23 protein-coding genes are annotated in these 25,076 nt (G+C 71.5%); 9 read left to right on the top strand and 14 right to left on the bottom strand.

Translation table 11 applies throughout. From position 1 onward, the window contains the following. The first annotated feature begins 62 nt into the window (after window positions 1–62). Window positions 63–551 (top strand): DUF5818 domain-containing protein, encoded by a 489-nt coding sequence (locus ACN26Z_RS04055; RefSeq protein ID WP_421459899.1) that lies wholly within the window; start codon window positions 63–65, stop codon window positions 549–551. Window positions 552–684: 133 nt separating this feature from the next. Next, a complete protein-coding gene (locus tag ACN26Z_RS04050; RefSeq protein WP_282240323.1) occupies window positions 685–1,617 on the top strand; it encodes an alpha/beta fold hydrolase in 933 nt (310 codons plus the stop codon). 16 nt (window positions 1,618–1,633) lie between these two features. Here the strand turns inward: ACN26Z_RS04050 and ACN26Z_RS04045 are convergent, their stop codons facing one another. Together ACN26Z_RS04045 and ACN26Z_RS04040 are read right to left on the bottom strand one after the other, a co-directional pair. After that, window positions 1,634–1,999 (bottom strand): hypothetical protein, encoded by a 366-nt coding sequence (locus tag ACN26Z_RS04045; protein ID WP_421459897.1) that lies wholly within the window; start codon window positions 1,997–1,999, stop codon window positions 1,634–1,636. Next, window positions 1,996–4,920, bottom strand: coding sequence for an SseB family protein (locus tag ACN26Z_RS04040; protein WP_421459896.1), 2,925 nt, complete (start codon window positions 4,918–4,920; stop codon window positions 1,996–1,998). Before ACN26Z_RS04040 ends, ACN26Z_RS04045 begins: the two co-directional genes overlap by 4 nt. Before the next feature lie 152 nt (window positions 4,921–5,072). Here ACN26Z_RS04040 and mycP point away from each other — a divergent pair, with 152 nt between their 5' ends. Next, window positions 5,073–6,323, top strand: coding sequence for a type VII secretion-associated serine protease mycosin (gene mycP / locus ACN26Z_RS04035; RefSeq protein WP_421459895.1), 1,251 nt, complete (start codon window positions 5,073–5,075; stop codon window positions 6,321–6,323). 38 nt (window positions 6,324–6,361) lie between these two features. On the opposite strand, the gene ACN26Z_RS04030 is transcribed toward mycP, so the two are convergent. Both ACN26Z_RS04030 and ACN26Z_RS04025 read right to left on the bottom strand, forming a co-directional pair. Then, window positions 6,362–6,655 carry a WXG100 family type VII secretion target gene (locus tag ACN26Z_RS04030; protein ID WP_093404050.1) on the bottom strand — a complete coding sequence of 98 codons (294 nt, stop codon included), beginning with the start codon at window positions 6,653–6,655 and terminating at the stop codon, window positions 6,362–6,364. Between the two features lie 26 nt (window positions 6,656–6,681). Beyond that, on the bottom strand, window positions 6,682–7,002 hold the full coding sequence (locus ACN26Z_RS04025; RefSeq protein ID WP_093404200.1) for a WXG100 family type VII secretion target: 321 nt from the start codon (window positions 7,000–7,002) through the stop codon (window positions 6,682–6,684). Window positions 7,003–7,374: 372 nt separating this feature from the next. Between ACN26Z_RS04025 and eccE the strand changes: the two genes are divergently transcribed. From eccE to rarD, 4 genes are all read left to right on the top strand, one after another. Beyond that, complete coding sequence (gene eccE, locus ACN26Z_RS04020; RefSeq protein WP_421459893.1) at window positions 7,375–9,174, top strand: type VII secretion protein EccE; 1,800 nt, start codon at window positions 7,375–7,377, stop codon at window positions 9,172–9,174. Next, entirely contained in the window at window positions 9,162–9,548 is a 387-nt protein-coding gene (locus ACN26Z_RS04015) for a phage holin family protein (protein WP_093404048.1), read from the top strand. The genes eccE and ACN26Z_RS04015 overlap by 13 nt, the downstream gene beginning before the upstream one ends. Before the next feature lie 115 nt (window positions 9,549–9,663). Further along, window positions 9,664–10,161: a GNAT family N-acetyltransferase gene (locus ACN26Z_RS04010; RefSeq protein WP_421459892.1), complete on the top strand. Its 498-nt coding sequence runs from the start codon at window positions 9,664–9,666 to the stop codon at window positions 10,159–10,161. Beyond that, entirely contained in the window at window positions 10,158–11,093 is a 936-nt protein-coding gene (gene rarD / locus ACN26Z_RS04005) for an EamA family transporter RarD (protein WP_093404045.1), read from the top strand. The genes ACN26Z_RS04010 and rarD overlap by 4 nt, the downstream gene beginning before the upstream one ends. A 14-nt stretch (window positions 11,094–11,107) precedes the next feature. On the opposite strand, the gene ACN26Z_RS04000 is transcribed toward rarD, so the two are convergent. Both ACN26Z_RS04000 and ACN26Z_RS03995 read right to left on the bottom strand, forming a co-directional pair. Next, window positions 11,108–11,800, bottom strand: coding sequence for an anti-sigma factor family protein (locus tag ACN26Z_RS04000; protein ID WP_093404044.1), 693 nt, complete (start codon window positions 11,798–11,800; stop codon window positions 11,108–11,110). Beyond that, on the bottom strand, window positions 11,797–12,291 hold the full coding sequence (locus ACN26Z_RS03995; protein ID WP_232511229.1) for a sigma-70 family RNA polymerase sigma factor: 495 nt from the start codon (window positions 12,289–12,291) through the stop codon (window positions 11,797–11,799). Before ACN26Z_RS03995 ends, ACN26Z_RS04000 begins: the two co-directional genes overlap by 4 nt. Before the next feature lie 247 nt (window positions 12,292–12,538). Here ACN26Z_RS03995 and ACN26Z_RS03990 point away from each other — a divergent pair, with 247 nt between their 5' ends. Then, window positions 12,539–14,662: a PhoX family protein gene (locus ACN26Z_RS03990; RefSeq protein ID WP_421459890.1), complete on the top strand. Its 2,124-nt coding sequence runs from the start codon at window positions 12,539–12,541 to the stop codon at window positions 14,660–14,662. Window positions 14,663–14,744: 82 nt separating this feature from the next. On the opposite strand, the gene ACN26Z_RS03985 is transcribed toward ACN26Z_RS03990, so the two are convergent. Next, window positions 14,745–15,527: an IclR family transcriptional regulator gene (locus tag ACN26Z_RS03985; protein WP_093404196.1), complete on the bottom strand. Its 783-nt coding sequence runs from the start codon at window positions 15,525–15,527 to the stop codon at window positions 14,745–14,747. A 154-nt stretch (window positions 15,528–15,681) separates the two neighbouring features. Here ACN26Z_RS03985 and ACN26Z_RS03980 point away from each other — a divergent pair, with 154 nt between their 5' ends. Then, a complete protein-coding gene (locus tag ACN26Z_RS03980) occupies window positions 15,682–16,872 on the top strand; it encodes an MFS transporter (RefSeq protein WP_421459888.1) in 1,191 nt (396 codons plus the stop codon). Window positions 16,873–16,955: 83 nt separating this feature from the next. Here ACN26Z_RS03980 and ACN26Z_RS03975 read toward each other — a convergent pair whose 3' ends face one another. From ACN26Z_RS03975 to nuoI, 7 genes are all read right to left on the bottom strand, one after another. Continuing rightward, window positions 16,956–18,041 (bottom strand): polyprenyl synthetase family protein, encoded by a 1,086-nt coding sequence (locus ACN26Z_RS03975; protein WP_282240330.1) that lies wholly within the window; start codon window positions 18,039–18,041, stop codon window positions 16,956–16,958. A 91-nt stretch (window positions 18,042–18,132) separates the two neighbouring features. Beyond that, a complete protein-coding gene (gene nuoN / locus ACN26Z_RS03970) occupies window positions 18,133–19,683 on the bottom strand; it encodes an NADH-quinone oxidoreductase subunit NuoN (protein WP_093404037.1) in 1,551 nt (516 codons plus the stop codon). A gap of 87 nt (window positions 19,684–19,770) precedes the next feature. Further along, window positions 19,771–21,303: an NADH-quinone oxidoreductase subunit M gene (locus ACN26Z_RS03965; RefSeq protein WP_093404034.1), complete on the bottom strand. Its 1,533-nt coding sequence runs from the start codon at window positions 21,301–21,303 to the stop codon at window positions 19,771–19,773. Window positions 21,304–21,382: 79 nt separating this feature from the next. Beyond that, entirely contained in the window at window positions 21,383–23,329 is a 1,947-nt protein-coding gene (gene nuoL / locus ACN26Z_RS03960; protein WP_282240626.1) for an NADH-quinone oxidoreductase subunit L, read from the bottom strand. Between the two features lie 24 nt (window positions 23,330–23,353). Continuing rightward, complete coding sequence (gene nuoK, locus ACN26Z_RS03955; RefSeq protein ID WP_013731028.1) at window positions 23,354–23,671, bottom strand: NADH-quinone oxidoreductase subunit NuoK; 318 nt, start codon at window positions 23,669–23,671, stop codon at window positions 23,354–23,356. After that, window positions 23,668–24,438: an NADH-quinone oxidoreductase subunit J gene (locus ACN26Z_RS03950; RefSeq protein WP_093404033.1), complete on the bottom strand. Its 771-nt coding sequence runs from the start codon at window positions 24,436–24,438 to the stop codon at window positions 23,668–23,670. The genes nuoK and ACN26Z_RS03950 overlap by 4 nt, the downstream gene beginning before the upstream one ends. After that, window positions 24,435–25,076, bottom strand: a complete 642-nt coding sequence (nuoI, locus tag ACN26Z_RS03945; protein ID WP_093404032.1) for an NADH-quinone oxidoreductase subunit NuoI — start codon at window positions 25,074–25,076, stop codon at window positions 24,435–24,437. Before nuoI ends, ACN26Z_RS03950 begins: the two co-directional genes overlap by 4 nt.

Genomic DNA, 25,076 nt, shown 5'->3' with positions numbered 1-25,076 from the left:
GCTTCTCGGCACCGGCCCCGACCGGCAGGGAACCGCCGCGAGCCTGCTCACGTCGTACCTCGGTGCCCACCATCAACCGCATCCGAGTGCCGGCAGCCTGTCTCGCCATGCTGCTGGCCCTGGCCGGTTGCGGCGAGTCGGACGGAGGCACCGTGACCGCCGACCAGGGCCCCACCGCAACCGGCAGCTCACCGGCCGGCAGCCCCGACCGCCCGGCCGGCGATGCCGGCGCGCAGCCTCCCGTCGGGCGTACCGGCAGCCCCCCGTCACCCACCGAACCGCCGCTGATCGGCACCCCGACGGCACCGCCGCGCCATCCCACCGAGCTGCGCAAGTCAAACGTCCTGGCCGGCCGGCTCAGCCGGGGCGGCAGCGGCCCCTGCTACACCCTGGTCACCGACGACGGCCGGGAGTACGCGTTGCACGGCACCGACAAGGGCACCTTCGCCACCGGAACCTGGGTACGGGTGACCACCGCTCCGGCCGCGGCCGAGGTGGACTGCGGCCCGGGAATCCCGCTCAGCATCCTCAAGATGAGCCCGGTCGGTTGACCGTCCGCGCCGTTCGCTCGGACCGACCGGGCATCCACGCCGACGGCACGAACCGGCGGATGCACCGACAACGCCGCCGGGGCCCGTCGCAGCCCGGTGATGATCGACAGGACGGGGCCCTAGGCTGTCGGACATGACCGAGCAGCGTGACGAGGCCGTCGACGAGTCCTGCGTACTCACCGAGGGGCCGTGGACGCACCGGTTCGTGGGTGCCAACGGCAGCCGCTTCCACGTCGTGGAGGCGGGTACCGGGCCGATGGTGCTCTTCCTGCACGGCTTCCCCGAGCACTGGTGGGCCTGGCACCGGATGCTGCCGGCGGTCGCCGACGCCGGCTTCCGCGCCGTCGCGATGGACCTGCGCGGCTACGGCGCCAGCGACAAACCACCCCGGGGGTACGACGGCTACACCCTCGCGGCCGACGTCGCCGGGCTGATCCGGGCGCTGGGCGAGCGCTCGGCCACCCTGATCGGCACCGGTGCCGGTGGCATGATCGCCTGGACCGCGGCGTCGTTCCACCCCAACCTGGTGCGCCGCCTGGTGGTGCTCGGCGCCCCGCACCCACTGCGGCTGCGGGCCGCCATCTTCGCCGATCCACGCGGTCAGTTCGCCGCGTCGACCCCCGCGCTGAGGTTCCAGCTGCCCCGGTACGAACACCTCCTCACCCGTGACAACGGCCGCGCGGTGGAGGAGATGCTGCGCCGCTGGGGCGGCCACCGCTGGGTCACCGGCCCGGACTTCGCCGACTACGCGCGGCGCTACCGGGAGGCCATGCGGATCCCGCAAGCCGCCTTCTGCGCGCTGGAGGGCTACCGGTGGGCGTTCCGATCGGTACTGCGGCTGCACGGCTACCGGTTCGTGAAGCTGATGCAACGACCGATTACCGCTCCCACGCTGCAACTGCACGGCGCGCGGGACGTGGCCTCGTTGCCGCGTACCGCCCAGGGCTCCGGGCGCTACGTCAGCGCACCGTACGAGTGGCGACTGCTCGACGAGGTCGGGCACTTCCCCCACCTGGAGGCACCGGAACTGGTGCTCGGCGAGATCCTGCGCTGGGCGAAGTCCTGACCCGCGCGGACGCGCCTCAGACCCGCTGCTCGCGTACGTCGGTGACCTCGCCGACGGGAGCCCAACCCTGGTAGACGCCGAAGTCGAACGCCTCCAGCCGCATCGCCTGCGCCACCGGCCAGCGTCCACCGGTGTACTCGACTCGCAGCCAACCGTCGTGCTCGGCCAGCACGATGAACGGCTGCCCCTTCCAGGTGCAGGTGGTGCGGACGTACGCCAGTTCCTCGATCTCGCTGGCCGGCACGACCCGGACGTGCCGGCCGGGGCGCACCTCGGTGAAACCCTCGGTCGGCTCCGGCTGGTACAGCCGAACCTCGCCGCCGTCCGGGCTGGCCTGGAACTCCCGCCCGCGCCAGCGCGCCACGTAGCCGTCGCGCATCACCGCTCGCCGACCTCCTGCCAGGAGAGCGTGTCGGCGTCGAGCACGGCGATCAGCCGCTCGGCGCCCGAGGCATCGATGCACACCAGTTGGGCACCGTGCGGCAGCCGGACGCTGTCCACCTTGAACTCGGCAAGCACCTCGCTGCCGGAGCCGGGGGCGAAGCCGTTGCCCCGGAACGGGGGCCGTTCGATCACCCAACCCTCCATCGCCCGCATGGCCGCCTCGTTCTGCCCGCCGTAGGGGATGCGGTACAGGCTCGGCCGGTACGCGGGCCACCGGAGCACGTAGATCTGTTCGGCGTCCGCTGCGAAGGGCGACTCGGGATGGTTGAGGCCGAGCGCCTGGTAAAGGGCGGTCGGGGTGGTGAGGTGCGCCAACTCGCTCGCCCGGTGGACGAATCCGGAAACCCGGTCGTAGCCCCGTTCCAGGTAGTAGCCGAGCTGGCTCGGGGCGATCGCCTTCTGCATCACGATCGGCCGGGCCAGGTCACCCGAGGGGGCCGCCTGCCGTGGACTGCTCGCCGGTGCGGGGGCCTCGACGGTCGGCTCGGGCTCGCCCTCAGCGTCGTCGCCGAGGCCGAGTTCGGCCGCCCAGTTGGCCAGCCCGACGATCTGCTCACCGGGCAGCTTCGCGCCCACCGGAGTGCCGGGGTTGACCGCGAACGACCACGAAGGGTCGGGCCACCTCCGGATCAGCTGGACGAAGCGGACCTGGACCGTCTCGGCCGCCGGATCGGTGTGGTCGGCGAGGCGCTGCGGAGAGGTGTAGGCCACCACGAAGGTCTGCCCGTCCAACTGCACGGCCGGCCAGACGAAACCCGGGTCGCCGGGGCGGCTACCAGGGGCGGAGTCGGCCGCAACCGGCATGAGGACCCGGGCCAGCAGGAGCGTGGAGAGGAAGGTGTCGGTGCTGCCGGCCTCGGCGGCGGCGTACAGGTCGTCCTCCACCTCGTTGGCGGGCCGGAAGGGCGGACCGACGACGGGCGCGGTGACCGGGCCGGACGCGGGGTCGGGAACCGGGGGTTCGGCAGCCGCGGGCACTTCCGTGGCCGGCGCGGTTGACGCGGGTGCCGGAGTGTGCGACGCCGCTGACGGCGGTGCGGACACCGGGGTGAACAGCGAGGGCGTCTCCGTGACCGGGGCGGCCGCCGGGTGGGCGTCGGCCGGTGGTGCCGCAGCAGCGTCGGCGTCCGTCCGGGCCTGGCTGGGCGGTGCCGGGGCGGCCGTCGGAGCTGCGGTCGCCGGTTCGGGCGTAACCGGCCGCCCCGGAACGGTCGGATCGGGCGTCACCGTCCGGACCGGAACGGTCGATTCGGGCGTCGCTGTCGGCGCGGCCACGGTCGGCTCAGCTCCCGACGCTGTCGGCTCCGGGCGGGGCGTCGGGAAGCGTACCGTCGGCTCCGGCTCGACGGCTGTCGGCTCCGGTGCCGGCACGGGCGGAGTCGCCACCTCGGTGTCTTCAGGTGCCGGACGAGCGGACGGTGTCTCCGCCTGGGGCACGGGCCCGCTGCCGCCGTGCGGTGCCCCGCCGGTCTGACCCGGCCGACCGTTGGTCGAGGTGAGGTCCCGAGCCTCGATGATGGTGCCTTCTATGACGATCGGAGTGAATCCGCGGCGCGGCGCGGGCGGCGCGGAGATCGGCTCGGCCGCCGAGGTCGGCTCTTCCTCGACCGGCTGGCGCTGGGGCAGCGCCTGGGTCGGGTCACCGCCGCCGGCGGTCGGATCACCGCCGCCCGGTGCCGCCCAGCCCGCGGGAGTGCTCACCCGCAGCGGCCGGACCGGCCCGTCGGGCGGCGGCAGCGGTTGGGTCGCCTCCTCGTTCGCTACGGGTTGCGGCCGGGCGGTGGCCTGGTCGTTCTCGCTGAACACGAAGGCACGCGTCGGCCCGTCGGAGGGTGGCTCGCCGGCTGATCCACGCCGGGGAAACGGCTGACCGCCCCGAAACCGGGACGGTGGCGCGGCCCGCTCGGCAAGGCGGTCACCGCGATGCGTCGAGCGACCGTTCGCGGGCTCGAAGAAGGAACGCTGGGCCGGCGGCTCGGAACCGGCCGGACGTCCGTTGCTGGGCGTTCCGGGCCGCTCCGGCGCCACGGGCCATCCCGGCCCGGCGGAGGTCGGCTCCTCGTTCCGGCCCGGCGACGGCCGCCGCGGCGGCATGCCGTCTCTGCTGGGGCCATCCGGCCGGACACCGCCGAGATCACCGGGCAGCCGGGGGCCGCCCGCACCGGCACGGCCCGTCCCGCTGCTGTCCGGCCGGGCCGGGCGGGGCGGGGCGGGTGCCCGCTCGGCGGGCTCCGGTCGGTGCGGACCGGCGACCGTGCCCGACGCCACCGACGGCACCTCGGGAACATGGAAGGCCGCCGGCACCACCGGCGGCGCCGGGGAGAGCTGTGTCGGCCGGACCGGGCCCGGTTGTCGCGGTGGGGACGGCGGGTTCAGCGGTGCCGGAGGGGGTGCCGCCGAGGCGGCGTCGCGAGCCCGATTCAGCGCCTCCACCCGTTCCAACCGGGCGCGAGCGCCCACCGTACGGCCGGGTAGCCGGACGTCACCTCGGGAGAGCTGAGAGACGTACCAGGCGGGCAGGTAGCCCTCGATGGGCAGGCCCGGGTTCACCGCCAACCACCACTCGTGGTTCGGCCAGCTCGCGGCGAGTTCGGCGTAGCCGGTGCGTCGGCTGGGGCCGGCGTGCTCACCGAGACAGGCCCGCATCGCCTCGGCCGAGGTGAACGCCAGCACGTGCGTCCGGCCGCCGGTCGTCCAGGTGCCCCAGCCCACCGGTGTGTGCCCTGCGGCCGCTTGGGCGGAGACCGGCAGCAGCAGCTCGACACCGGACAGGATGCGGAAGTAAAGCTGCTGGTCATTGCCGTGCAGCGCGTCGCGCATCGCCGCCTCGGCCCCGGTGGCCGGCTCCCAGTCGGTCACGGCCACCCCTCCTCCCGGGCACAGGCCATAGGTATCGGGTACAACCTACAAGGTGATCACAAGATCACAATGCCAGGCTGGCGCTGGCCCGCCCGGTTCACCAGCTACCGATAACATCCCGTTCCGGTGTCGACACGATACGGAGGCGGTCGATGTACCGGGTACCCGGGGCGCGGTGGCACCGGCGGGGTGCTCGGCGCCTGCCGTACCTGCTCCTGGCGGGACTGGTCGCTGCCCTGCTGGCCGGCCCGATGACGCCGGGCGCGGTGACGCCGGCCCGCGCCGCGCCGGGATGTGCGTCGCCACCGGCACCGGCCAGGCCGGTCGCCGCGACCCCGTGGGCCCAGCAACGGTACGCCCCGGAGCGCCTCGCCCGGCTGGCCACCGGAGCCGGAGTGACTGTGGCGGTGGTCGATTCGGGCGTGGACCTACGGCATCCCCAACTGGCCGGGCGGGTGCTCGCCGGCACCGACCTGCTCGATGTCGGCGGCGACGGTGGCCTCGACTGTGTCGGTCACGGCACCGGCGTGGCGAGCATCATCGCCGCCACACCACGCGACGGGACCAGCTTCCGTGGGCTGGCACCGGAGGCCCGGATCCTGCCGGTCCGGGTCAGTGAGCAGCAGGTGGTGGACGGGCGCGGGACGGGCCGCACGGCAGCGCCCGGCGACCTCGGCCGGGCCATCCGCTGGGCGGTCGACCAGGGCGCCACCGTGGTCAACCTCTCCGTGGTGCTCTACGCCGACCATCCCACGGTCCGCGCGGCGGTCGGGTACGCGCTCAGCCGGGACGTGGTCGTGGTGGCCGCCGCCGGCAACCTGTCCGATGGCGGCGAACGCCGCCCGTATCCGGCCAGGTATGACGGGGTGCTCGGAGTCGGTGCAATCGGCGTGGACGGGGCGCGGGCCGACTTCTCGCAGACCGGCGACCACGTGGATCTCGTCGCTCCCGGTGTCGATGTGCTTATCGCCGCCCCCGGACGCGGTCACCGCAGCGCCGACGGAACCAGCTACGCGGTGCCCTTCGTCGCCGCCACCGCCGCCCTGCTGCGCCAGTACCGCCCGGACCTCAGCGCGGTCGAGGTGGCTCGGCGGATCATCGCCACCGCCGATCCGGCACCCGGCGGCGGGTACGGCGCGGGGGTGCTCAATCCGTACCGGGCGGTGACCGAGGCCGGATCGGTGCCGGGGCACGCGCGGCCGGTGGCCGGGCTGGCCGAGGATCGGCCCGATCCGACGTTGCTGGCGCGGCAGGACCGTCGGAGCGACGCATGGCGCCGCGCACTGCTGCTTGCCGGGGTGGGGGTGCCGATGGCGGCTGCCGTCGTGCTGGCCGCGGCGGTGTTGCCCCGGGGGGCACGCCGACGATGGCGTCCGGCCCACCATGACCACGACGCGGGGTGACGCCGATCCGCGCCACCCCGCGATCCGTGCGGAGCGGTTCACTGGAAGAGGCTGGTGTTCCGCTTCTCGGTGTCGAGATAGTCGGCCGCGGACTCGTCCACCGCGAGCTTGATGTCGCGCAGCATCACCTGGAGATCCTGCGAGGCGTTACGCCACCGAGCCTGCCGCTGTTCGTAGGCCTGCTGGGCCGCGCCGGACCAGCTGGCGACCAGTGGCGCCGCGTCGCGCTCCAACTGGCCGAGTTGGGCGTCCAGTGTGTTCAACGCCCGTTGGATGTCCGCGCTGGCCTGTTGCAGCGCAGCGAAATTGACGACCAGCACACCGTGCTCCATCGGATTCTTCTCCCTGGGGTCGTGGGCTAGAGCGGCAGTTGGATGCCGCCTCGGTTGGTGGCGGTCACCCGGGCGGCCGCCTCGGCGTCCGACGCGTCGTACCGCGTGCCGGCGGCACGGATCGCACCCGCCGTCTCCCGCAGCGCCTGCTGCAACCCGGCCTGGTCCTCCGCCCACTTCCGTTTGACCTGCTCGAACGACCGGCCACCAGCCCCGCGCCAGGCCTGCTGAAGGATCTCCAGCTGGACCAGCAGTCCACTGAGCATCGACTGCAACGACTGGTCGGTCTGCTCGAACTTCGCCGCGGTCTGCTGCATCACCGCGGCCTCTGCCTGGGTCTGGGACACCTTGGACGTCACCTCGTCTCCTCGATCGTGGCTGGCCCGACGGCGGATACGCACCACCCACGACGCCGGAGGGGGAGCACGACGCGGGATGGGCCAACGAGAACTCGTCGCTGAGAGTAGCGACACGATCGCGGTTCTGCTACCCCGGCGCGTTCCCCTGTGGACAACGCGATCGCTCGCCGGTAATTACGATGGGCGGTGACAATATCGCGATGGGTGACCGGTTTCGGGGGAGGTGTGGTGGCGGTGACACTCACTCCCACCCACCCGGATGCGGCCGTCCTCCGTCGCCCGGACGATCTGCCTGCCGGCCCCGGGCCTCGGTTCCGCCCCACCGGAGCACGGCGACGCACCGGCCGCCGGAGGCGGGCGGTGCGTCTTCGGTCGGGGCAGATCGTCGCGACCCAGGTGGTGGCGGCGACGATCGTCGCCGTACCGGGCCGGGGTTCCCTGGCGACTGTTGCCACGACACTGGTGGCGGCCGCGCTGCTCGCCGTGACGTGGTGCCGGGTTCGCCGGCGGTGGTTGCACGAGTGGCTTGTCATCGGCGTCGGCTATCTGGCCCGACGGCGGGCGACCAGAGTCCGCTCCGGTCCGACCGAGCTGCTCGACCTGGTGGACCCGCACGCCGTGATCCGTCCCGTCGAGCTGGGCGACGGTACGGCCGCGGTGTTGGACGACCCGGCCGGCCTGGTGGCGCTGCTGGAGATCGGCGACCCGGCCGACCTGCTCGGTGACGGCGAACTGGCACTACCGTCACCCGCGTCGCTGCTCCCGGTCGAGACCGACCAGGCACCACCCGTACGCGTACAACTCCTCCTGACCGGCACGCCGGCACCGGCGGTCGGTGCCGGGGGCGGCGCGGCGGCCGTCTCCTACCGTCAGCTCACCGACGGGCAGCTGGCCGGCCGGGAGCGGGCGGTGCTGGCGGTGCGGGTGTCGCGGACGCGGGGCTGGCCGGAGGAGGCGCTGCGGCACGCCCTCGCGGGTACCGTCCGGCGCATCGTCCGGCGGCTCCGGCCGGTGACCGTGCGACCGATGGGCGAGCAGCCGATCCGGCGGGTGCTCGCCGAGTTCGCCCACCACGACGGACGTCCGGTGCGGGAGTCCTGGCAGGCGGTCCGATGCGGCGGCCTGCTGCAGACCACCTTCCGGTTGAGCCGGTGGCCGGGCGGGGACGCGGCCACGCTCGTGCCCCGGCTGTGGAAACTGCCGGCGACGGCGATCACCGTGTCGCTGCACACCGGGACGGAGCGGCCGGCGGCCGCCGGGCTGCTCGTCCGGCTGGCCGCGGCGACGCCCGCCGAGCTTTCCGCGGCGGCCCGGCAGTTACGGCGGGCGGTGGCCACCGACGGCGCAACGGTGGAGCGGCTCGACGGCGGCCAGTTGGGCGGGCTCGCCGAAACGCTGCCGTTGGCCCTGCCCGGGGTGTCGCCGCTGACCGGGAAACCGGAGCGGGAGGTGCCGATCGGCAGCGAGGACCTGGCGCGCGAGCTGCCGTTCGGTGCTGCCGGGCTGATGCTCGGCGTCAACCGGCGCGGCCACGCCGTCACCGTCCGGCTGTTCCGGCCGGAGAGCACCCGACTGATGCTCGTCGGCGGGGTACCCGCCGCCCAACTGGTCGTGGCACGCGCGATGGCACTCGGTGCCCGGGTAATCGTCCAGACCGCCCGGCCACCCGCCTGGGAGCGGTTCGTCCGGGGCGTCGGCTGGCCGGGCGGGCCGGTTCGGCTGACACCACCGGACCGCCCGGTGGCCGGGGAACCCGGCACACCACTGACCCCGGTGCTCGTGGTGCTGGACGAGCCAGCGCCGGCCGGTCCCCGGCCGGGCACCGCCTGGCACACCACGCTGCTGGTCCGCGACGTGCTGACCCCGGCCGACGCGGACGCGTTGGGCCGGGCCGACCTGGCGGTGTTCCAGCCGCTCAGCCCGGCGGAAGCCACCGTCGCGGGCAACGCGCTGGGGCTCGGCGACGCGGCGAAGCTGCTGACCCGGATCCGGCACGACATGGTCGCCGTGGTCAACCGACGGGCCCTGCGTTGGGCTCTGCTCGCCTGCACCGCGATCGAGGCACAGCTCATCGGAGCCCGACCCGCCGCCCGGCCGGATGATCTCGCGGGTTCCGCCCACGCGCCCGCCGTGGCACCATGCCCGCCATGGGTTTTCTGAAAGGTCTACTGATCCGGGTCGGCGCCACGGCGGTGGCCTTCTGGCTGGCCACACTGCTTATCCCCGGTATCTCGCTCGACACGGAATCGGTCTCCGAGACGATCCTGACCCTGATCCTCGTCGCGGTCATCTTCGGGGTCGTCAACGGGGTGCTCCAGCCGATCATCAAGACCGTCGGCTGTGGTTTCTACCTGCTCACCCTCGGCCTGATCGCACTTGTGGTCAACGGCCTGCTCTTCCTGCTCACCGGCTGGATCGCGGATCAGGCCGGGCTGCCCTTCGACGTCGACGGCTTCTGGCCGGCCGCGGTGCTGGGGGCGCTCTTCGTCGGTGTCGTCACGTGGATCCTCGGCGCCATCCTCGACCGCGACTGACCGCCTCTGGAAACCGCTCGCGCCCGGCCGGCAGCCACCGGCCCGGCGCGAGCGGCGGCCATATCCCGGGAATTGGCTGCCGAAACGCCCAGGTTGAGGCACTAGCTTCGGCGGAGTGTTCACTCTCGCCCGCGATGACGGCTACACGATCAGCACCGATCCCGCCCGGCTCGACCTGGATCTCGTGCACACCTGGCTCAGCCGGGACGCGTACTGGGCGCTCGGGCGGGACCGGGAGACGGTGACGCGGGCGTTCGCCGGATCCGTCGGGTTCGGCGTGTACCGGCCGGCGGACGGCCAGCAGGTCGCCGTCGCCCGGGTCATCACCGACCGGGCCACCTTCGCCTACCTCTGCGACGTCTACGTCGACCGGGTCGAACGGGGCCGAGGGCTGGGCACCTGGCTGGCCGGCGCGGTCCGTGACCACCTGGCCGAGCTTGGCGTACGCCGGATCCTGCTGGCCACCAACGACGCCCACGGGGTGTACGCGAAGGTCGGCTTCAGCGGCGTACGCGCCGACCGGTGGATGGAGTTCGACCAGCGCGACCAGGTCGTGAGCCCGCTCACCAGCAAGGATCGACAGCCCAGTACGCCCCTTACGGTGGAGCCGTGACGTCGCTTCGCCTCGGATACCTCTACGGATTGGGTGCGTACCTGCTGTGGGGGTTTTTCCCGCTCTACTTCAAGCTGCTGCGCCCGGCCGGTCCGCTGGAGATCCTGGCCCACCGGGTGGTGTGGTCCGTCGCCTTCGTCGCCCTGCTGCTCGTCGCGCTGCGCAACATCGGCTTCCTGCGGGCGTTGCTACGCCGGCCCCGGACCCTCGCGGGTATCGGCGCCGCAGCCACGCTTATCGCGGTCAACTGGTTCACCTACATCTACGGCGTCAACTCCGACCGGGTGGTGGAGACCGCCCTCGGCTACTTCATCAACCCGCTGGTGGTGGTCCTGCTCGGGGTGCTGGTGCTCCGCGAGCGACTGCGCCCGGCGCAGTGGTCGGCCCTCGGCGTCGGTGCCCTGGCCGTGGCCGTGCTCACCGTCGACTACGGCCGGCTGCCGTACCTCGCGCTCATTCTGGCGTTCAGCTTCGGCGGGTACAGCCTGGTGAAGAAGCGCCTGGGCCTGCCTGCGGCGGAGGGCCTGTTCGTCGAGTCGGCCGTGCTGTCGCTGCCTGCGCTGGGCTACCTCGGCTGGCTCGCCGCCACCGGTGACGCCGCGTTCGGCCACGTCTCGGCCGGGCACACGGCCCTGTTGGTGCTCGCCGGAGCGCTGACCGCCATTCCGCTGCTGCTCTTCGCCGGTGCCGCCAACCGGCTGCCACTGTCCGCCCTCGGCATGCTCCAGTACGTGGCGCCGATCCTCCAACTCGGCTGCGGTGTACTGATCTTCCACGAGCCGATGCCGCCGGCCCGGCTGGCCGGTTTCGCCCTGGTCTGGCTCGCGCTGATCGTCTTCACCGCCGACGCCGTACGCCAGGCGCGGCACACCCGCCGCCTGCGCCTGGACGGCACCGTGCCACCCACGCCGGCGGTCGCCACCAGCCGCTGACGCTCAGGCCCGGTTCAGCGGACCTCGTAGGCGAGCACGGGAGTGCCGTCGGCACGGATCAGTTCCAGCCGGACCAGTTGGGCGTTTGTGAACCGGGTCGCCCCGGTGATCCGCAGGTCGTCGCCGGGCGCCGCCAGCCAGGAGCCGATCTGCTCCTGCGAACCGTCCCCGGCGTGCGCCACCAGTCGGAAGGCGTTCGCCTTTCCGTACCCGGCCCGCTCGTCGTAGCCGCAGTGCATGGTGACCTCGGTGCCCCAGTTGGTGCCGGTCAGGCCGATCTCGGCGTGCACCGGCACCGTGCCGGCCACCGGTTGCATCTGCACCATCCGGACCTGGGCCGCCGGCCCGTTCGGCCCCTGCCCGGGCAGGACCGTGGCCACCCCGAGGCCGACCACCAGAGCGAACGCGGCGGCGGCCAGCCCGATGACCGCGTACCGCAGCCGGCTGGCCTGCCGCTCACGGCGTCGGCGCTCCCGCGCGGCATTGAGCAGCTCGGGCACCCGGGGGTTCTCCGGCGGCGGCAGGAACTGTTCGAGGCTGGCCGGGTCCAGCCGGCCGAGCAGGCCGGGCAGTACGGCGATCTCGGAGACCGACTGCTGGCAGGCCGGGCAGTCGACGAGATGCCGTTCGTAGGCCACCCGGTCGGCGGGAGAGAGCGCGCCCAGCACGTACGCCCCGTCGTCGTACGCGAACTCGCAACGGCTCATCCGGTCACCCCCATCTCGGCCAGGACCAGCCGTAGGGAGCGCAGCGCGTAATGGGTGCGGGACTTCACCGTGCCCGGCGGCACGCCCAGCCGGGAGGCCGCCTCGGAAACCGACCGTCCCTGGTAGAAGCACTCCACCAGGACATCGCGGTGCGAGGGACTGAGCCGGTTGAGCGCCTCCGCGACCGTCCACGCCTCGACGGCCCGCTCGGTTTCGTCAACGACCTCCGGCGGCTCGGGAAGTTCATCGGTGTAGACCTCGCCGACCCGGGTGGAACGCCGCCGCCAGGCGTCGATCGCGAGGTTGCGGGCGGTGGTGAAGAGCCAGGCCCGTACCGAACCGCGCCGGGGGTCGAGCGACTCCGGATGCCGCCAGGCCCGCAGCAGCGTCTCCTGCACCAGGTCCTCGGCCCGCTGCCGGTCGCCGTTGACCAGCCGCAGCGCGTGCGCGTACAGCGCCTCGGCATGCTCGTCATGCAGGGCGCGCAGCAGGTGGGCGTCGTGGTCGCTGATGGTCTTCTCCTCGCTCTCGGCGCGAGCGGGCGCGGTGTTACGACCAGAGATACGTGCTGTCACGCCGAACGGTTCATTCCCAGCTCAACCTGGGATTCCCGGGGAGGGGAGTTCATCGCTGGTTCACATCGACGCTGACCCGCGCTCACCGCGCCGCCCTAGCGTCCGGCGGGTACGCGTCGGTGACCTGCACCGACGTGCACCGACCCTCAGGAGGATCCTCCCCATGAGCGACCGTCCTCGGCTGCTTCCGCTGCTGGGCACCCCCCGCCACGGCAGCCGCGACGCCATGACCTGCCTATACCGCTGCGGCAACGCCTGTGACCACCCGGTACCCAACACCTCCGACAACGCGTACTTCGGTGACGTGGTGAACGCCGAGGTCAGCCGCCGCGGCGTGATCCGCGCCGGGGCGGTCGGTGCCCTGGTGCTCGGTTTCAGCGGCGCTGCGGCCGGCGCGCTGGCCGGCGCGGCGCCCGCCGCCGCGGCCCCGGTCCCGCCGGTGCCCCCGGCCGGTCAGGCGGCGGCGGCCGGCCGTCGTCCGGGCAGCGGTGCCCTGAGCTTCAAGCCGATCCCGCCGAACACCCTCGACACCTTCGTCGTCCCGAACGGCTACGACCACGCCGTAATCATCCGCTGGGGCGACCCGGTGGTGCCCGGTGCGCCGGAGTTCAATCTGCGCCGGCAGACCGCCGCCGCGCAGGCCAAGCAGTTCGGCTACAACAACGACTTCGTCGGTGTGCTGCCCTTGGACAAGCGCGGTAAGCGGGCGCTGCTCGTGGTCAACCACGAGTACACCAACGAGGACCTGATGTTCCCCGGCTTCACCAGCCAGGACGCCCTCAGCGTCGAGCAGGTGAAGGTGGCGATGGCAGCACACGGCATGTCCGTGGTGGAGATCGAGCGGGTCGCCGGCACCGGCCAGTGGCAGGTCGCCGACTCCGGCCGCCGGCCGTACAACCGCCGCGTCGACGCGCTGAGCAGCAAGTTCGAGCTGACCGGCCCGGCCGCCGGCTCGTCGTTCCTGAAGACGGCCGCCGATCCGAAGGGGCGTACGGTCATCGGCACGCTCAACAACTGCGCCGGTGGGGTCACCCCCTGGGGCACGGTGCTCTCCGGTGAGGAGAACTTCAACCAGTACTTCGTCGGCGGCGACGCGGCGCCGGAGTCGGAGAAGGCTCGGCTGGCGCGCTACGGGATCAGCACCACCGCCCGCTACCCCAGCGGCAGCCGCAAGTGGGACCGGGCCGCCGAGCGCTTCGACCTCGCCAAGCACCCCAACGAGGCCAACCGGCACGGCTGGGTCGTGGAGATCGACCCGTTCGACCCGGAGAGCCGCCCGCGCAAGCACACCGCGCTCGGCCGGTTCAAGCACGAGGGCGCGAACGTCATCGTCGCGCGCAACGGGCACGTGGTCGCCTACATGGGCGACGACGAACGCTTCGACTACCTCTACAAGTTCGTCTCGGACAAGAAGTTCATGAAGGGTGACTCCTGGGTCGCCCGCAAGCACAACCTGACGCTGCTGGAGTCGGGCACCCTCTACGTCGCCAGACTCGACCAGACCAGCGCCGAGGAGATCGACGGCTCCGGCACCCTGCCCAGCGACGGCGCCTTCAACGGCCGGGGCCGCTGGATCAAGCTGGTCAGCGGCAACCGTTCCTACGTGGACGGGATGACCGCCGCCGAGGTGCTGACCTTCACCCGGTTCGCCGGTGACAAGGTCGGCGCGACCAAGATGGACCGTCCGGAGGACGTCGAGCCGAGCCTGCTCACCGGCAAGGTGTACGTGGCGCTAACCAACAACTCCGCCCGTGGAGTCGGCAGCAACCCGGCGCCAGACGAGGCCAACCCCCGTGCCGCGAACCGGCACGGGCAGATCCTGGAGCTGGTCGAGGACCGGGGGGACAACACCTCCGACACGTTCCGGTGGTCGCTGCCGATCGTCTGCGGCGACCCGGCGGACCCGTCGACCTACTTCGCCGGGTACGACAAGACCAAGGTCTCGCCGATCTCCTGCCCGGACAACGTGGCCTTCGACGCCACCGGCAACCTCTGGATCTCCACCGACGGCAACGCGTTGGGCAGCAACGATGGCCTCTTCGCCACCGCGACCGAAGGCCCGGAGCGCGGCCACCTGAAGCAGTTCCTGACCGTGCCGGTCGGTGCGGAGACCTGCGGTCCGTTCATCACCGAGGACAACCGCTCGGTCTTCGTCGCCGTGCAGCACCCGGGTGAGATCACCGGTGCCACGGTGGACAACCCGGCCTCCACCTGGCCGGACGGCGACTACGCCAAGCCGGGCGTGGTGGTGACCTGGCGGCTGGACGGCGGACCGGTCGGTAGCTGACCCCGCTCCGGCATCGCGCCGGCCGCCCATCCGACGGCCCTCTCCCCACCAGGGAGGGGGCCGTCTCGGCAGGCGCCGAGGGTCAGTTGTCGGCGGCCAGGCCGTCGGCGATGGCGCGCGCGGCGGTGAGCAGTTTCGTCCGCACCACCCGGGCGGAGGTCATCATCTCGCTGGCGGGCAGCGCGCAGGCCAGCACCGTCCGCCGTTCCATGTCCTTGTCCGGGCACACCAGTACGGCGGCGCAGGCCACGCCCTGCCGGAACTGGCCCAACTCCAGCTGCATCCCGCGTCGGTCCCCCGCCGACAGGTCGGCCTCGAAGGCCTCCGGGGTGGTGAGGGTGGCGCTGGTGAACGGACGCATGCCGTACTCGCGCAGGTAACGGTGGCGCTGCTCGGCGGTGAGCGTGGCGAGCAGCGCCTTGCCGAGCGCGGTCGCATGCGCGCCCTCGTCGAACCCGGGGACGAGATCCTCCAGGTACGGCGAGCGGTGCCCCTCCGCCACTGCGGTGATCGCCACCTGGCCACCCACGAACCGGCCCAGGAAGTGGCTCCAGCCGGTCTCCAGGGCCGCCCGCCGCAGGCTCTCCCCGATGGCCGGTGAGCCACGGAAAGCGGCGACCAGCTCCCGGTACCGGTCGGCCACCTCCAGACCCACGATGTACGTGCCGTCCTCCCGACGGATCACATAGCCCTCGTAGGCGAGGGTGCGGACCAGGTGGTACGTGGTGGCCACGGTCAGCTCACAGCGGCGGGCGATCTGTTTGACCGTCAGGCCCCGCGGGGCACGACCGACCGACTCGAGCACTCGAAGCGCGCGGGAGACACTTCGGATCAGGTCCGAAGGTTCCGCCAGGGGGTCACGCACAACCACCTCCGCCACCGGGGACTTACACCATATGAAAAAGCGGCCCGGCGCGAAACGCCTGATCGGGTGGATGATCCAAGGGAATCGAATACGCGATGTGACGTACGCCCCACTTTCCGTCGCCGAGATGCGGCTGGCGTAGGTTGGCCGCACCATGACCCGCATCGCCCCTCCACACACCTCGGCGGCCGCCGCACGACCCGTCCGGGCCAGTGCGGTCGCGGTCACCGTCACGATCGTCTGTGTCCTGCCGGTATTCCTGGTCGGCGGGCTCGCCGTACAACTGCGGGAGGAGTTGGGCTTCTCCCCCGCCGGTCTGGGACTCGTCGTGGCGGTCTACTTCGCTGTCGGTGCCCTCGCCTCGGTGCCGTCCGGTGCGCTGGTGGAGCGGTGGGGTGCCGCCGTGGTGGCTCGGACCGGCATCGTGGTGTCCGCCGGCGCCCTGCTGGCCGTGGCGGTGGCTGCCCGGTCGTATCCGGTGCTGGTCGGTCTGCTCGCCGTGGCCGGCACCGCGAACGCGCTCGGTCAACTGTCCAGCAACGCCCTGCTCGCCCGGCACGTCCCGCCCCGTCGGCAGGGGCTCTCGTTCGGCGTCAAGCAGGCGGCCATCCCGGTCTCCACCCTGCTGGCCGGTGTGGCGGTACCCACCCTCGCGTTGACCGTCGGTTGGCGTTGGGCCTTCGTGGCGGCCGCCGGTGCGGCGCTGGCCGCGCTGCCGGCCGTACCCGCGCAGGGCGCTCCGCCGGCACGGCGGCGCACTGGACGGGCCGGCGGCGCGAGCCCGGGCCTGGTCCTCGTCGGGGTGGCCGCGACGCTGGCCGCGGGCGCGGCGAACGCGCTCGGCACCTTCGTGGTCGACGCCTCGGTCGACCGGGGCCTAGGTCCGGGCATGGCCGGGCTAACCCTGACTCTCGGCAGCGCGGTCTGCGTAGCGGCCCGGGTCGGGGTCGGCTGGTTGGCCGACCGACGCACCGGCGGACACATCGCGGTGATCGCTGGTCTGCTGGTGGCCGGCGCGGTGGGGCTGGGCCTGCTCGCGGTGGCCGGCCCCGGGCCGTTGGTGGCCGGCGTGGTGCTCGGCTTCGGTCTCGGCTGGTCCTGGCCCGGGCTGATGAACTTCGCGGTGGTGCAACTGCATCCGCAGGCACCGGCCGCAGCCACCTCGATCACCCAGACCGGGGTGTACGCGGGCGGCTGTCTCGGCCCGCTCGCCCTCGGCCCGCTCGCCGCCGCAGCCGGCTATCCAACGATGTGGCTGACGGCCGCCGCAGCCATGCTCGCCGCCGCCATCCTCATGCTCACCGCCACCCACCTCCTCCCCACCCCCCACCTCCCGGAAGGTTGATCAAGAAGTTTGCGTCGGGATTCGCGCGGACAGCGACCAAAACTTCTTGATCACCCCGTTGGGGTAGGGCCCGGTGGGGTGGGTTAGCTGGTGCGGTCGGCTATGTGGTCGCAGAGGGATTCGAGGGCGCGGCGGGCCGGGCCGGGTGGGAGGGGTGCGAGGTGGGCGCGGGCGTCCTCGGCGAAGCTGCGGACGGTTTCGCGGGCGCGCTTGAGCGCCGGACTCTCCCGGAGCAGACCGAGCGCCTCGGCGTGCAGGGTGTCGTCGGTCAGCGGGCCGGTGGCCAGGATCTCCCGCAGGCGCACGGAGGCGGCGTCCGCGTCGTCGGAGGCGAGAGCGTAGAGCACCGGCAGGGTGGGCACGCCCTCCCGCAGATCCGTGCCGGGCGTCTTGCCTGACTCCGTCGACTCGCTGGCGATGTCGAGCAGGTCGTCGGAGAGCTGGAAGGCCACCCCGATGGTCTCGCCGTACCCGGCCAGCGCCGCCACCTGGTCCGGGGCGGCCCCGCTGAACTGGGCGCCGAAATGAACGCTGGTGGCGATCAGGGAACCGGTCTTTTCGGCGATCACCCGCAGATAGTGCGCCACCGGATCATCACCGGCCCGTGGGCCGATGGTCTCGGCGATCTGCCCGTGGACCAGCCGGGCGAAGGTTCGCGCCTGCAGGCGTACCGCTTCGGGACCCAGCTCGGCCGCGACGTCCGCGGCCCGAGCGAAGAGGTAGTCACCGACCAGAATGGCCACCGAATTGGTCCATCGGGAGTTTGCGCTGGGTGCGCCCCGGCGCACCGACGCCTCGTCCATGACGTCGTCGTGGTAGAGCGTGGCCAGGTGAGTCAGCTCCACCACCACGGCCGCCGAGACGACCTCGGCTCGCGTCGGGTCGCCGAACTGGGCGCCCAGGGCCACCAGCAGCGGCCGGAACCGCTTGCCGCCGGCCTCCACCAGGTGCCGGGCCGCCTCGGTGACGAACGGGTCGGCGCTGGCGATGCTCGCCAACAGCTCCGCCTCGACCGCCGCCAACACGCCGAGCACGGACTCCTCAGTGCGCGGATCGGCGAGGTGAAGGCCGAGCGCGCCGAACTGAGCCGCGCCGGACCGGCTCCGGCGACCACCGGAGCCGGTGACGCCTGAACCCTCGCCACCCCTAATCACCACGCCTCCAACCATGCCACACACGTTCTACCTGCAACGGACCGGGGATACGCGGCGAGGGCCGGCCCACAGCGCGTGGACCGGCCCTCGTTCGGCAGGTCAGCCGTTACCTGACGAAGTCGGCGGCTGAGGACGCGAGGTCGAGCAGCGGCGACGGCGCGACGCCGAGAACCAGCGTGGCGAGCACCCCGATCACCAGGGCGGCCGAGGTGAGCCCGCCGGGAACGGCCACCGTCGGCGTGGAGTCACCCGGTTCGGAGAGCCACATCAGCACCACGACCCGCAGGTACGGGAAGGCCAGCACCATGCTGGTCAACACGCCCGCGATGACCAGCCACACCTGCCCGCCGTCCAACGCCGGGCCGAAGACGGCGAACTTGCTGGTGAAGCCACTGGTCATCGGGATACCCGCGAAGGCGAGCAGGACGAAGGTGAAGACCGAGGCGTAGACCGGCGACCGCCGGCCCAGCCCGGCCCAGCGGGACAGGTGGGTCGCTTCGCCGTCGGCGTCGCGTACCAACGTCACCACCGCGAACGCGGCAAGCACCGTGAAGCCGTACGCGACCAGGTAGAACATGGTGCCGGAAAGGCCCTCGCTGCCCGGTGCTAGCACACCGACCAGCAGATAGCCGGCGTTGGCGATCGACGAGTACGCAAGCAGCCGCTTGATGTCGGTCTGCGTCACCGCGAACAGCGCGCCGACCAGCATGGTGAGCACCGCCACAGCGCCCAGCACCGGAGTGAAGTCCCAGCGGGCCCCCTCGAAGGCCACGTGGAACACCCGCAGCAGGGCACCGAACGCGGCGACCTTGGTGCAGGCCGCCATGAAACCGGTCAGCGGCGTCGGCGCGCCCTGGTAGACGTCCGGCGTCCAGACGTGGAACGGTGCAGCGGCCGCCTTGAACAGCAGCCCGATGGCGACAAGCGCCATACCGGCGAAGAGCAGCACCGGGCTGGCCGTCGAGTTCGCCACGGCCGCGTTGACGGTGGCGAAGTCCACCCCGGCCGCCCGGTCGCCCAGGCCGGCGGTGAAGCCGTAGATCAGCGCCAGGCCGAACAGGAAGAAGGCCGAGGCGTACGCGCCAAGCAGGAAGTACTTCATCGCCGCCTCCTGGCTCAGCAGCCGCCGGCGACGGGCCAGGGCGCAGAGCAGGTAGAGCGGCAGCGAGAAGACTTCCAGCGCGATGAACATGGTCAGCAGGTCGTTCGCCGACACGAAGATCAGCATGCCGCCGATGGCGAACGTGGTGAGTGGGTACACCTCGCCCGCGCCACCGGCGTTCTCCGCCTGCTGGCGGTCCTCCGGCGAGTCGGCGGTCACCGCGGCCTGCGCGACGAACGCGCCGCCGCGCTCGACAACCCGCTCGCCGAGCAGCAACAGCGCCACCGCCGACAGGGCGAGGATCGCGCCCTGAAGGAACAGCGTCGGCCCGTCGACGGCGATCACCCCGATGGTGATCACCCGCTTGTCGGCGTTGACCACCACCATGGTCAACGCTGCCAGCACCGCCAGCAGCGCCAGGGGCAACTGCACTGGGTGCCGCAGTCGCCGGGGCACGAACGCCTCGACCAGCACCCCGACCACCGCCGCGCCCAACATGATCAGGATCGGCGCGATCGCCGCGTAGTCGATCGGCGGCAGTTCAAGCTCGGTCACTGGACCAGCCTTTCGTTCGCGACTGCGGGGCTCGCAAGCTCACTCCTCGCGCTCACCCAACCAGCCTTTCGTTCGCGACTGCGGGGCTCACCGACTCGCCTCCTGGACGGTGTCTGCCGACGGGGCCGGGTCGGTCCGGCCGACGTCCTCCATGGTCGCCTGGATGGCGGGGTTGATCACGTCCGTCACCGGCTTCGGATAGAAGCCGAGCAGCACGATCAGCGCGATCAGCGGCGCCACGACGACCTTCTCGCGGAGGTTGAGGTCGCGCTTCATGCCGTCGATCTCGGTCAACGCCGGGTTCAGCGTGCCCTGCGTGGTGCGCTGCACCATCCACAGCACGTACGCCGCCGCCAGGATGATGCCCAGCGTGGCGATCACCGCGACCGGCTTGTTGACCGTGAACGTGCCGATCAGCACCAGGAACTCGGAGACGAACGGCGCGGTACCGGGCAGCGCCAGCGACGCGAGACCAGCGAAGAAGAGCACCCCGGCCAGCACCGGCACCAGCTTGCCCGCACCCCCGAAGTCACTTACCAGCGCCGAGCCCCGACGCGCGATCAGCATGCCCACCACCAGGAAGAGCAGGCCGGTGGCGAGGCCGTGGTTGACCATGTACAGCACGGCTCCGGTGCCCGCCTGGGTGGTGAAGGCGAAGATGCCCACACCGATGAAGCCGAAGTGGGCGATCGAGGTGTACGACACCAACCGCTTGAGGTCGTTCTGCCCGACGGCCAACAGCGCCGCGTAGATGATCCCGATGACCGCCAGGGCCAACGCCCACGGCGCGAACCACTGGGCCGCGTCCGGGAACAGCGGCAGGCAGTAGCGCAGGATGCCGAAGGTGCCGACCTTGTCCAGGACGCCGACCAGGAGTGCGGCGGCACCGGCGGGTGCCGCGCCACCGGCGTCCGGCAGCCAGGTGTGGAAGGGGAAGAACGGTGCCTTGATCGCGAAGGCGATGAAGAAGCCGAGGAAGAGCCAGCGCTCGGCACCGGTGGAGATGTCCACCTCCGACAGCGCCACCCAGTCGAAGGTCTTGCCGCCGACCACCCACAGGCCGATCACGGCGGCCAGCATGAACAGGCCGCCGACAAGCGAGTAGAGGAAGAACTTCACCGCCGCGTACTGCCGCTGGTGGCCGCCGTAGCTGCCGATCAGGAAGTACATCGGCACCAGCATGACCTCGAAGAACACGTAGAACAGGAAGACGTCGGCGGCGGCGAAGACGCCGAGCATCGTGCATTCGAGAACGAGCAGCAGCGCGAAGTAGACCGGCACCGACCGCTTGGACGACTCCGCGTCGTGCCAGGAGGCGAGGATCACCAGCGGCACCAGCACCGCGATCAGCATCAGCATCACCAGCGCGATGCCGTCGGCGGCGAAGGTGAAGTTGACGCCCCAGGTCGGGATCCACGGGTACGACTCGCGGAACTGGAAGCGCTGGCCATCCACCTGCCAGGTCACCCACATGACCACCGACAGCGCCAGCACCAGCAGCGACCAGCCGAGCGCGACCTGCTTCGCCAGCGTCGGCCGGCTGCGCGGCAGGAGGGCGACGACCACGGCGCCGACCAGCGGCGCCACGGTGAGCACCGAGAGGAACGGGAAGTCGGACATTATGCGGCCTTACCTCCGTCGTCACTGTGCGGTCCGCCGGCGACGGCCGCCTGTGAGGCCGAGAGCCTCAAGAGGTCGATCACGCGAACCACCCCGCCTGTACGGCCAGGAAGGCGGCTACCACCAGGAGCGCACCGGTCAGGATCGAGGTGGCGTACGACCGGACGAAGCCGGTCTGCAACCGCCGGAGCCGGCCCGATCCACCGCCGACGCCTGCGGCCAGGCCGTTGATCAGCCCGTCGATGCCACGGTTGTCGAGGTAGACAAGCGCCCGGGTGAGGAAGATGCCCGGCTTTTCGAAGACCGCCTCGTTGACCGCGTCGGTGTAGAGGTTCTTGCGGGCCGCGGTGACCAGCACCCCGGCCGGCTGCGGCGAGGTCGCCGTCCCGTTGCGGAACAGGAACCAGCCCAGCGCCGCACCGAGCACGGTGACTCCCAGCGACAGGACCACGATCGCCCAGTGCGGCAGCACCGCGTCGTGGTGCGCCTCGGCCGTGCCGAGCCCGGCGGTGGTGGTCAGCCAGTCCGGCACGGACGTGGCCAGCAGCCAACCCGCACCCAGCGAGCCGATGCCGAGCAGGACCAGCGGGATCGTCATCAGCGCCGGCGACTCGTGCGGGTGCTCGATGTCCTCGGTCCACCGCTTCGGCCCGTGGAAGGTCAGCACGAAGAGCCGGGTCATGTAGAAGGCGGTCAACGCGGCGCCGAGCACCGCCGCACCACCGAACAGCCAGGCCGTCCATCCCTCCCGCTCGAAGGCGGCGGCGATGATCGGCTCCTTCGAGAAGTAGCCGGAGAAGGGGAACATGCCGATGATGGCCAGCCATCCCGCGCCGAAGGTCAGCCAGGTGATCCTCATGTACTTCGACAGACCGCCGAAGCGACGGATGTCGACCTGGTCCTTCATGCCGTGCATGACCGAGCCGGCGCCGAGGAACATGTTGGCCTTGAAGAAGCCGTGCGCCAGCAGGTGCACGATGGCCAGCGCGTACGCCGCGCCGCCCAGCCCGACACCGAGGAACATGTAGCCGATCTGGCTGACCGTGGACCAGGCCAGCACCCGCTTGATGTCGTCCTTGGCGCACCCGATGACGGCGCCGATCAGCAGGGTCAGCGCGCCGACGCTGACCACCACCAGCTGCAACGTGGCGTTGGCCGAGAAGATGATGTTGGAGCGGGCGATCAGGTACACACCGGCGGTGACCATCGTCGCGGCGTGGATCAGCGCCGACACCGGGGTCGGGCCCTCCATCGCGTCCGGCAACCACGCCTGGAGCGGGAACTGACCGGACTTGCCGGCCGCACCGAGCAGCAGCAGCAGGCCGAGCACCAGCACGGTGCCGCCAGCCAGCGCGCCGATCCCATTGAACACCTCGTCGTACTGCGTGGTGCCGAGGGTGGCGAACATGATGAAGATCGCGATGGCCAGGCCGGCGTCGCCGACCCGGTTCATCAGGAACGCCTTCTTACCGGCGGTGGCGGCGGCCGGCTTGGTGTACCAAAAGGAGATCAGCAGGTACGACGCCAGACCGACGCCCTCCCAGCCGAAGTAGAGCATCACGTAGTTGTTGCCGAGCACCAGCAGCAACATCGCCGCGATGAACAGGTTGAAGTACGCGAAGAAGCGACGCCGGCCGGCGTCGTGCGCCATGTACTCGACGGCGTACAGGTGGATCAGGAAGCCCACACCGGTGATCAGCAGGACGAAGACCCCGGCCAACGGGTCGAACAGCAGGCCGAAGTCCACGTGCAGGCCGCCGACCGCGATGAAGTCCCAGAGGCTCAGTTGGACCGACCTGTTCTCCAGGCCGCGCAGGCCGAGGAAGTAGCTCAGGCCGAGCAGGAAGGCGGCACCGACGGCGGCCACCCCGAGCCAGTGTCCCCACCTGTCGGCCCGCCGGCCGAGCAGCAGCAGGATCGTCGCGCTGACCAGCGGGATGGCCACCAGCAGCCAGACGCTGCTCAGCAGCCCGTCCGCCGTCGCGTACGAGACGGTCTCGGCCGGAGCAGCCTGGGCGTACGTCATGATTTCGTCCACCGGTGGGCCCCTCTAGTACTTCAGCAGGTTGGCGTCGTCGACGCTGGCGGAGCGTCGGGTGCGGAAGATCGCCATGATGATGGCCAACCCGACCACGACCTCGGCCGCCGCCACCACCATCACGAAGAACGCCATGATCTGGCCGTTGAGGTCACCGTTCATCCGGCTGAAGGTGACCAACGCCAGGTTGGCCGCGTTGAGCATCAGCTCGACACACATGAACAGCACGATCGCGTTGCGCCGGACCAGCACCCCAGCGGCGCCGATGGTGAACAGCACCGCGGCGAGGACCAGGTAGTAGTTCGGCTCGACCGAGAAGAAGTCACTCATTTCTCAGTGCCCTTCAGCGTGGTCTCCTCGGCGGTCAGCTCCCGTACCGGCAGGATGTCCGGCGTGCTGCGGTCGCTCAGCCGCCCGTCCGGCAGGCGGGCCGGGGTGGCGACCGACGAGGAGGTGGCGAAGACACCCGGGCCGGGCTTCGGGCCGGGGTAGTTGCCGGGCGCGAAGCGGGCCTTCATGGTGGCCACCTGGTCGCGCTTGTCCTCCTTGCGCCGCTCGACGTGCGCGAGGATCATGCCGCCGATGGTGGCGGTGATCAGCAGCGCCGCGGTGAGTTCGAAGGCGAAGATGTAGTCGGTGAAGAGCAACCGGGCGATGCCCTCCACGTTGCCGCCCGCGTTGGCCTGCTCCAGGCCGAGCGGGGTGCTGCCCTGCGTGGCCCGGTAGACCCCGCTGCCGAGCAGGCCGGCGAAGCCGAGCCCCAGCCCGATCGCCGCGATCCGCTGGCCGCGCAGCACCTCGATCAGCGAGTCGGACGCCTCCCGGCCGACGAGCATCAGCACGAACAGGAAGAGCATCATGATCGCGCCGGTGTAGACGATGATCTGCACCATGCCGATGAACGGTCCCGCCTGGAGCACGTAGAACACCCCGAGGCTGAGCATGGTCAGCACCAGCCAGAGCGCCGAGTGCACCGCGTTGCGGGCGACGACCATGCCGATCGCACCGGCCAGTGCGAGCGGAGCCAGGATCCAGAAGGTCACCGCCTCGCCGCCGGAGACCGCACCGGAGGCGGCGAGCAGCGTCGAGGTGTTCATGCCGACTCCCCCTTCTCCGCCTCGGCCCGCGCGGCGGCCTGCTCGGCACCGGGGAAGGTGACGCCCGGGTGCTCGTCGACCTGGTAGCGGCCCGGTCCCATCGGGGAGCGCTCCGCCCCGGCGGAGGTGCCCGGGTTCGTCAGGCTCCCGACGTAGTAGTCCTTCTCGCTGTCGCCCAGCCGCATCGGGTGGGGCGGCTGCTCCATCCCCGGCAGCAGCGGCGCCAGCAACTGCTCCTTGGTGAAGATCAGGTCCTGGCGGTTGTCCCGGGCCAGCTCGTACTCGTTGCTCATGGTCAACGAGCGGGTGGGGCAGGCCTCGATGCAGAGTCCGCAGAAGATGCACCGGGCGTAGTTGATCTGGTAGACGCTGGCGTACCGCTCACCCGGTGAGAACCGCTGCTCGTCGGTGTTGTCGCCACCCTCGACGTAGATCGCGTCCGCCGGGCAGGCCCAGGCGCACAATTCACAGCCGATGCACTTCTCCAGCCCGTCCGGGTGCCGGTTGAGGATGTGCCGCCCGTGGTAGCGGGGGGCCGGCGTCGGTGGGGTGAACGGGTAGTCGGTGGTGACGACCTTCTTGAACATGTGCGAGAAGGTGACCCCGAAGCCCTTGAACGTTCCGGTGATCGCGCCCAC

The sequence above is a fragment of the Verrucosispora sp. WMMD703 genome (assembly GCF_049178935.1).
Taxonomy (GTDB): domain Bacteria; phylum Actinomycetota; class Actinomycetes; order Mycobacteriales; family Micromonosporaceae; genus Micromonospora; species Micromonospora sediminimaris.
Note: the sequence above shows the minus strand (reverse complement) of the source record. Positions and strands in the feature narration are given on the sequence as shown.

Coding starts and splice junctions, on each gene's coding strand:
- mycP (WP_421459895.1), top strand. CDS start 5,073: ATGTACCGGGTACCCGGGGCGCGGTGGCACCGGCGGGGTGCTCGGCGC.
- ACN26Z_RS04050 (WP_282240323.1), top strand. CDS start 685: ATGACCGAGCAGCGTGACGAGGCCGTCGACGAGTCCTGCGTACTCACC.
- ACN26Z_RS03950 (WP_093404033.1), bottom strand. CDS start 24,438: ATGAACACCTCGACGCTGCTCGCCGCCTCCGGTGCGGTCTCCGGCGGC.
- ACN26Z_RS03965 (WP_093404034.1), bottom strand. CDS start 21,303: ATGTCCGACTTCCCGTTCCTCTCGGTGCTCACCGTGGCGCCGCTGGTC.
- ACN26Z_RS04030 (WP_093404050.1), bottom strand. CDS start 6,655: ATGGAGCACGGTGTGCTGGTCGTCAATTTCGCTGCGCTGCAACAGGCC.
- nuoL (WP_282240626.1), bottom strand. CDS start 23,329: ATGACGTACGCCCAGGCTGCTCCGGCCGAGACCGTCTCGTACGCGACG.
- ACN26Z_RS03980 (WP_421459888.1), top strand. CDS start 15,682: ATGACCCGCATCGCCCCTCCACACACCTCGGCGGCCGCCGCACGACCC.
- ACN26Z_RS04000 (WP_093404044.1), bottom strand. CDS start 11,800: ATGAGCCGTTGCGAGTTCGCGTACGACGACGGGGCGTACGTGCTGGGC.
- ACN26Z_RS03975 (WP_282240330.1), bottom strand. CDS start 18,041: ATGGTTGGAGGCGTGGTGATTAGGGGTGGCGAGGGTTCAGGCGTCACC.
- ACN26Z_RS04015 (WP_093404048.1), top strand. CDS start 9,162: ATGGGTTTTCTGAAAGGTCTACTGATCCGGGTCGGCGCCACGGCGGTG.
- nuoK (WP_013731028.1), bottom strand. CDS start 23,671: ATGAGTGACTTCTTCTCGGTCGAGCCGAACTACTACCTGGTCCTCGCC.
- ACN26Z_RS03990 (WP_421459890.1), top strand. CDS start 12,539: ATGAGCGACCGTCCTCGGCTGCTTCCGCTGCTGGGCACCCCCCGCCAC.